We start from the raw sequence: 7,702 nt of genomic DNA, 5'->3' as shown, positions 1-7,702 counted from the left end.
TACCTCAACGAGTTTGCTTTTAGGTTAAATCGTTCACAATCCAAACAGACCATTTTTCATAAAGCTATTGAAAGGATGGTAAAACATCAACCCATATATCAATATCAAATTACACAGAACTTAAATACATAACTCAATTTAGTTTTATGGTCAAATGGCCTGTGAAAGTCAATTTGAAACAGCAACGGTTGTTTTGGAGTGTATTCATTTAAACTGCGAAACTTTGCAGCAAATACATCATCCAAGCTATTTTGAGGAAGCCAAGGTCTTAACTCATAATCAAGGATTTTGTCTAAGGTGTTCTTTTGCTTGCTCATAAATCCAGTTTAATTCTGTTAGCGGCTTCTTTCTTTTGCTGGTCAATTACCTTAGCGTAAATCTGAGTAGTTTTCAATTCTCTATGGCCAAGCAATTTTGATACGGTATAAATATCTGTTCCAGCTGAAAGCTGTAGTGTAGCGTAGGTATGTCTTGCACAATGGAAAGTTATGGTTTTAGATATTCCTGCTCTCATCATCCATTGTTGCAACTTCAAGTTGTGCCAAGCTGAATAACGCAATCCCTTAAATACTCTTTCATCCTTATCCTGACGTTCACCAAGCAAGCTGAAGGCTTGTTCTGAAATAGGAAGGGTTTCCGCTCCCTTAGTTTTCTTTTGTCTGAAACGGATATAATACCCCATTTCATTCGAATGTTGCACTTCTGACCAAAGCAACTTATTAATATCTGACCAACGCAATCCGGTAAGACAAGAAAATATGAAAGCCGTTTTCATTAGTGGGATTTCACATTCAGCTTGAACCGCAGCTTGTAATTCTTCAAGAGTTAAAAATTCTCGTTGAGGTTCTCCTTGCTTGAACGCTTCCACACCTTCAGAAGGATTGGTTGGAATGATGCCATCTTTAACCGCTTGTTTTAATGCAGCTCTAAATTTGTTGAAGTAGGAGTACTTTGAGTTTTGAGATAGTCCTTGATTAGAGTGACCTTTTGCATCTTTATCAAGATAATATTTAAAGTCTTGAACATACTTCCTGTCGACAAATTCGAATGAAATATCTGTTTTAGTAAACGACTTCAAATGCTTTAGCATACTCAACCAATTTCCATAATTACCAATACTATCTTTTCTTTTTTCAGATAATAGTTCGATGTAATTTAAGAAACTGGCTTTTAATTTCTCATTATCACGAAAGCCATAAACACCGTTTTGGATTTCGATTTGCCGCTGTGCTCTAATTGTCTCAGCTAATTGTAGGGTTTTCTTATTGACTTCCTTTTCGTCCTTGGTTTTGGCATCTGGGTCTAAATAGAGTTTTAAATACTCTGTTTTACGTTTCCCTTTGTGGTAATAGTCCAAGTATAAACTGGTCTTACCACCTTGATTGCGTTTTCTTAGTGTAACCTTCATATCTCAAAAAATTTTGCAGTTGTTTCTGTAACAGTAAACTTGTTGTTAGCAACAAAACTTGTTTCTATAACAACAAATTAGAAACGAAAGGTACGAAAAAAAGGGCAAATTAGCAACAAGAAAGGGAAAATAAAAACATATAAAATCAAGTAAAAGAAGGGGTTAGCTAATAAAAGGAAGTGTAATTACTTTCCAATACAAAAATTTGCAAATATATTACCCAGTAGTTCATCGTTGGTCACCTGACCGGTGATCTCTCCGAAGTGGTATAGTGCTTCTCGGATATCGATGGCTAGGAGGTCGCCGGAGATGCCTGATCGGAGTCCGTGTTGCACCTTTTGGATTTCTTCCAGGGCTTTGAGTAAGGCGTCGTAATGGCGGCTGTTCGTCACTACGGTTTCGTTGTTGCGAAGGGCGCCGGTATTCACGTATTCCAACAGTTTTTCTTTGAGAAGGTCTACGCCTTGGTTTTGTTTGGCAGAGATAAACAGCAGTTTGTCATAATGCAGTTTGTTTTCGATACTGCTTTGGTCGGCCAGGTCGATTTTATTGGCGAGGATAAGCAGGGGTTTTTTGGGGAATTTGTTTTTTATTTTTTCGATTTCTACCACTATGGTGTCGCTGTTTTCGGCAAAGTTAGAGGTGTCGAAGAGGTATATGACCAGCTGTGCCTGAGTGATTTTCTCAAAGGTCTTTTTGATACCTATGCTCTCTACCACATCTTCGGTATCTCGAATTCCGGCAGTGTCTATAAATCGGAAGCCGATACCGTTGATCACGATTTCGTCTTCTATGGTATCGCGAGTAGTTCCGGCGATATCACTTACGATGGCGCGCTCTTCGTTGAGCAGGGCGTTGAGTAGGGTAGATTTTCCCACATTTGGCGCTCCTACGATGGCGACGGGTATGCCGTTTTTGATGACGTTACCCACGGCAAAGGAATCGATCAGTCTTTTGAGGACGAGTTCTATGCGTTGTAGCAGTTCTTCAAACTTACTGCGGTCGGCAAATTCTACATCTTCTTCTGAAAAATCCAACTCCAGTTCGATCAGGGAGGCAAAATCGAGCAGTTCTTGCCGTAGTTTTTCAATCTCTCCCGAAAATCCACCGCGCATTTGCTGAATGGCTATCTGATGTGAAGCCTCATTGTCGGATGCAATCAGGTCGGCTACGGCTTCGGCCTGACTGAGATCGAGTTTGCCGTTGAGGAAGGCGCGTAAGGTAAACTCTCCCGGATTTGCCATACGGCAGCCTTTTCGGAGGAATAGCTGTATGAGTTCTCGTTGTATATATGGCGAACCATGACAGGAGATTTCAATGACATCTTCTCCGGTATAAGAATGGGGATTTTTAAAGATACTGACCAAAACCTCGTCGAGCACCTTAGGGCCGTCTACGATATGTCCGAGATGGATGGTGTGACTCTTCTGGGCAGACAGTTCTTTTCCTTTTACAGAGCGAAACTGTTTGTCTGCAATAGCGATGGCGTCTTGTCCGGACAGTCGGATAACGGCTATGGCTCCGGCACCTCCTGCTGTGGCTAAGGCTATGATGGTATCGTTTGGCAGCATGGCTTTTTCTTTGGTACAAAAGTATTTAAAATAAGGCAAATATCAGACTTGTGTCTTTGGTGTTTTGGGCATCGTAAAAAGAGGTAATAACAGTGTAGTTAGTATCGGGAATGATTTTAAATTTGTAGGCTACTAAATCCTTTTTACCATGCACAAGAATACATCGGTTTCTGCCGAGTCGAGCACTATGGCAGAGAAGACGGTTTTTCCCGTATTGTTCGCCCTGAGTTTCTCTCATCTGATGAACGATACCCTGCAGTCGCTTATTCCTTCTATCTATCCTTTGGTAAAGGAGTCTTTTTCACTCAGTTTTGCTCAGATCGGACTTATAACGCTCACCTTTCAGCTCACCGCTTCACTGTTGCAGCCATTGGTAGGGATGTATACCGACAAGTATCCTAAGCCGTATTCTTTGGCTATAGGAATGGGATTTACCTTGATTGGACTGATAGTGCTTTCAGTGGCGTCTAATTTCGGACTGGTGCTATTGTCGGTAGGACTGATAGGAATGGGTTCGTCGGTTTTCCACCCGGAGGCTTCTCGTATTGCTCACATGGCTTCGGGAGGGCGGCACGGCATGGCGCAGTCGCTTTTTCAGGTGGGAGGCAATGCCGGTAGTTCATTAGGACCTTTACTGGCAGCGATGATTATAGTGCCGTTCGGACAGTTTTCGGTAATCTGGTTTTCACTGGCGGCCTTGTTGGCTATTATTGTACTGTCGCGCGTAGGGAGTTGGTACAAAAACAACCTGCACCGATCGCCGTCTAAACAGAGAAAAAACTACGACAATGCGCTGGGACATCGGCTGTCGAAAAAACAGGTGATTTGGTCTATCGCCATATTGCTCGTACTTATTTTTTCGAAGTATATCTATATGACCAGCCTTACCAGCTATTACACTTTTTATCTGATGGATAAATTTGATGTCTCTGTACAAGCTTCACAGGTTTATCTCTTTGTGTTTTTGTTTGCAATAGCTGCAGGTACGTTTTTTGGGGGACCTTTGGGAGATCGCTTCGGACGTAAGTATGTCATCTGGTTCAGTATACTCGGAATCGCTCCGTTTACCCTTGTTTTGCCTTATGTGAATTTGTTCTGGACGGGAACGCTTACGGTGTTTATCGGACTGATTTTGTCTTCGGCTTTTTCGGCTATTCTGGTTTATGCCCAAGAGCTTATTCCGGGTAAGGTAGGTATGGTGTCGGGATTGTTTTTCGGATTTGCCTTCGGTATTGCAGGAATCGGATCGGCTGTGCTTGGCGATATTGCCGATGCTACGAGTATAACTTATGTGTTTAAAATGTGCTCGTTCTTGCCATTGCTGGGATTGCTCACGGTATTCTTGCCGTCTGAGAAAGGATAGTTTTTTAGTTTGTAGTTCGTAGTATTTTTTCTGTTGAAGATGCTTTGGGCTGGGGGAGAGATTCCCTGCCGGCCGGACAGGCGGGTTCGCTTCGCTCTGAATGACATTGAGCTATTTCACAGAAAGTTGGACCTGTCATCCCGACTACCGTGAAGGGATCTCATGTCCAAACGATTTGCAGTAATAGTTCGTAATTTTGTCTTGATAACCCAATAACCCAATAACCCAATACCCCACTAAAACGCGAAAGCACTGATTATAATTGTTCCTTCAGATAATTCACCACATTTTGTTCTATTCGAGCCTCAATATCACTGATATCGGCGCGTTGGAAAGTCTCTCCGGTAATCTGTTCGTAGAGTTCGATATAGCGTTCAGACACAGAATTGATATAGGCGTCGGTCATCTCTGGGATTTGCTGACCTTCTTTGCCTTGAAATCCGTTTTCGATCAGCCATTGGCGAACGAATTCCTTAGACAATTGTTTTTGTTTTTCGCCTTTGTCTTGTCGTTCCTGATATCCGTCGGCATAAAAATAGCGAGATGAATCGGGAGTGTGTATTTCGTCGATAAGAACGATTTTGCCGTCTGCTGTTTTTCCGAATTCGTATTTGGTGTCTACGAGGATAAGCCCTTGTTTGGCTGCTATTTCGGTACCGCGTTGAAACAGCGCTCGGGTGTAGGCCTCTAGCTGAGTGTAGTCTTCTTCAGAGACTATGCCTTTTTTCAGTATGTCTTCTCTTGAAATATCTTCGTCGTGTTCGCCGTTGTCAGCTTTGGTCGAAGGGGTGATAATGGGTTCCGGAAACTTGTCGTTTTCCTTCATTCTTTCCGGCATGGCTACTCCGCACAAAAGTCGTTTTCCGGTGTGGTATTCTCTTGCGGCATGACCGGAAAGATAGCCTCGTATTACCATTTCTACTTTAAAAGGAGTACAGCGATGCCCTACAGCTACATTGGGGTCGGGGGAGGCAATAAGCCAGTTTGGCACTATGTCTTCGGTGGCCTTCATCATTTTTGTGGCAATCTGGTTTAGGATCTGTCCTTTGTATGGAATTCCCCTAGGCATAACGACATCAAAGGCCGAAAGCCTGTCGGTGGCAATCATGACCAATAGGTCGTTGTTTAAGGTGTATACTTCCCTTACCTTGCCTTTATAGACGGTTTTCTGAGCGGGAAAATTGTAATCGGTAGTTGTTATTGTATTACTCATGTGATGAACCTCGTGATTTTGTCGCAAATATACGGGAAAAGCCGTTTAAATCTGGCATTTCTGTACAAGCTTCATTTGTTGTATCAATTGTTGGTGTGTTCGATGTCTTTATAGGCCTCGATGATATTTTTTACCAGTCGGTGGCGTATCACATCTTTGTCGTTGAGATATACCATTCCGATTCCTTTTATATCCTTGAGAACCAATAGCGCTTCTTTCAGTCCGGATATCACCCTTCGCGGAAGGTCGATCTGTCCGGGGTCGCCTGTAATCATAAATTTTGCATTTTTTCCCATTCTGGTCAGAAACATTTTCATCTGGGCATGAGTGGTGTTTTGGGCCTCGTCGAGAATGACAAAGGCATTGTCCAGCGTACGCCCTCGCATAAAGGCCATAGGGGCAATTTGTATAATGCCTGTCTCTATGTAGTTTTGGAGTTTTTCGGCAGGAATCATATCCCGAAGGGCATCGTACAGCGGTTGCATATAGGGATCTAGTTTTTCCTTTAGGTCTCCGGGAAGAAATCCGAGATTTTCACCGGCTTCCACTGCGGGGCGCGTCAGTATGATGCGCTTTACTTGTTTTTCCTTTAAGGCTTTTACTGCCAGAGCAACTCCGGTATAGGTTTTTCCGGTACCGGCCGGACCTATAGCAAAGACCATATCGTTTTTGCTCATAGTGTCTACTAGTAACTGCTGATTGGCTGTTTGAGCCTTGATAAGTCGACCGTTTACTCCGTGAAGCAATACTCGTGCATTGGCCAGGGCAGGGGTTTCAAAAGCCTCGTCGCTGTCGCTGGTGAGTATGCGCTCTATGGTGTTTTCGTCCAATTTATTGTACTTTCCGAAATACATGACCAGCTTGTCCATGCGCTTGTCAAATTCTTCCAGTATCTCTTCGTCGCCATAGGCTTTTATCTTGTTACCTCTGGCTACAATTTTCAGTTTTGGGAAATATTTTTTAAGGAGTTCGATGTTGACATTTTGCTCGCCAAAAAATTCTCTCGGGCTGATTTCGGTTAGTTCTACTACTATCTCGTTCAAAAGCTATCGGGTTTGTTTTGTTTTTATTACCCGTCCCCATACCGGTCTCACCCCTTAGCGAGGAATAAGTCAGCGGACCACCCGGCGGATACGGTCATTAACTCTTCATTAAAAGTACAATAAAAAACTGTACTTTTTCCTATAGTTTATCCCCTCGTTTTTTAGTACGTTTGTGGTTTATACTCCAAGAGGAAATAAACGGCAGGATTGTATTTTCCGGCTAATTTACACAAAAAAGGCTTCGGTACTGTTTTATGGTTATAATAAGTTTGACTACAGATTTTGGAGAAAAAGACCACTTTGTAGGGGCTGTTAAGGGTTCTATTTACAAGGAGGCAGAGGAAGCTCGCATAGTCGATATATCGCATCGAGTAAGTCCGTTTAACGTAGAAGAGGCTGCCTATATCCTCAAAAATGCTTACAGAGATTTTCCAGAAGGCAGCATTCACGTATACGGTGTAGACGGCGAGCGCAACGAAGATACGCGGCATATAGCGGTTTACTTCGACGGACACTATTTTGTGGGTGCCGACAACGGGGTGATGTCGCTCATCATAGGTGAGGGTATCCCTGAAAAAATGGTAGAGATCAATCTTTATCGCGATGTGGATACGATTTTCCCCTGTAGAGACGTTTTTGTCAAAGTTGCCTGCCATATCGCAAGAGGCGGAACGCTAGAAGTAGTGGGAAAACCGGTACAACAACTGAAATCGCTACGGGCATTTACTCCTTTGATCAACACCGAACAAAATATGGTTACGGGGCATGTGGTGTATGTGGACAACTACGGCAATGTGGTGACCAATATATCGAGACAGTTTTTTGAAAATGTGCGAAAGGGAAGAAGGTTTGAACTCTATGCCCGCAATTACAAGTTTGAAAAAATATATTTAAAATACAGTGATATCGTCAACTTTTCCATAGAAAAACCGCTGAGGGACGACGACGGAAAGAAACTTGCTGTTTTTAATTCGGCAGGATTTATAGAGCTTGCTATGTACCGCAGTAATCGCGATACTGTGGGAGGGGCTTCGAGCTTGCTCGGACTCAGCTATAGGGATGTTATTACAGTTAGATTTTTACAGTGATAATCTGCAGAGATTG

6 protein-coding genes and 1 pseudogene are annotated in these 7,702 nt (G+C 42.9%); 3 read left to right on the top strand and 4 right to left on the bottom strand.

Annotated features, from left to right (window positions below):
- Positions 1-132, top strand: a pseudogene (locus tag ACYZZR_RS07280) (IS1595 family transposase); the annotation flags it as partial.
- A gap of 181 nt (positions 133-313) precedes the next feature.
- Here ACYZZR_RS07280 and ACYZZR_RS07275 read toward each other — a convergent pair.
- Both ACYZZR_RS07275 and mnmE read right to left on the bottom strand, forming a co-directional pair.
- Positions 314-1,408 (bottom strand): phage integrase SAM-like domain-containing protein, encoded by a 1,095-nt coding sequence (locus tag ACYZZR_RS07275; RefSeq protein WP_461533334.1) that lies wholly within the window; start codon positions 1,406-1,408, stop codon positions 314-316.
- 185 nt (positions 1,409-1,593) lie between these two features.
- Positions 1,594-2,979 carry a tRNA uridine-5-carboxymethylaminomethyl(34) synthesis GTPase MnmE gene (mnmE, locus tag ACYZZR_RS07270; RefSeq protein ID WP_461533333.1) on the bottom strand — a complete coding sequence of 462 codons (1,386 nt, stop codon included), beginning with the start codon at positions 2,977-2,979 and terminating at the stop codon, positions 1,594-1,596.
- 148 nt (positions 2,980-3,127) lie between these two features.
- Here mnmE and ACYZZR_RS07265 point away from each other — a divergent pair, with 148 nt between their 5' ends.
- Entirely contained in the window at positions 3,128-4,342 is a 1,215-nt protein-coding gene (locus ACYZZR_RS07265) for an MFS transporter (protein WP_461533332.1), read from the top strand.
- A 256-nt stretch (positions 4,343-4,598) separates the two neighbouring features.
- On the opposite strand, the gene ACYZZR_RS07260 is transcribed toward ACYZZR_RS07265, so the two are convergent.
- Together ACYZZR_RS07260 and ACYZZR_RS07255 are read right to left on the bottom strand one after the other, a co-directional pair.
- Positions 4,599-5,555, bottom strand: coding sequence for a phosphoribosylaminoimidazolesuccinocarboxamide synthase (locus ACYZZR_RS07260; RefSeq protein ID WP_461533331.1), 957 nt, complete (start codon positions 5,553-5,555; stop codon positions 4,599-4,601).
- An 83-nt stretch (positions 5,556-5,638) separates the two neighbouring features.
- The gene (locus ACYZZR_RS07255) at positions 5,639-6,598 is read right to left on the bottom strand and encodes a PhoH family protein (protein WP_461533330.1); all 960 of its coding nucleotides are present in this window, start codon (positions 6,596-6,598) and stop codon (positions 5,639-5,641) included.
- 254 nt (positions 6,599-6,852) lie between these two features.
- Here ACYZZR_RS07255 and ACYZZR_RS07250 point away from each other — a divergent pair, with 254 nt between their 5' ends.
- Positions 6,853-7,686: an SAM hydrolase/SAM-dependent halogenase family protein gene (locus ACYZZR_RS07250; protein WP_461533329.1), complete on the top strand. Its 834-nt coding sequence runs from the start codon at positions 6,853-6,855 to the stop codon at positions 7,684-7,686.
- Positions 7,687-7,702: the final 16 nt, after the last annotated feature.

Source organism: Sinomicrobium sp., from assembly GCA_029266035.1.
GTDB lineage: Bacteria > Bacteroidota > Bacteroidia > Flavobacteriales > Flavobacteriaceae > Sinomicrobium.
Note: the sequence above shows the minus strand (reverse complement) of the source record. Positions and strands in the feature narration are given on the sequence as shown.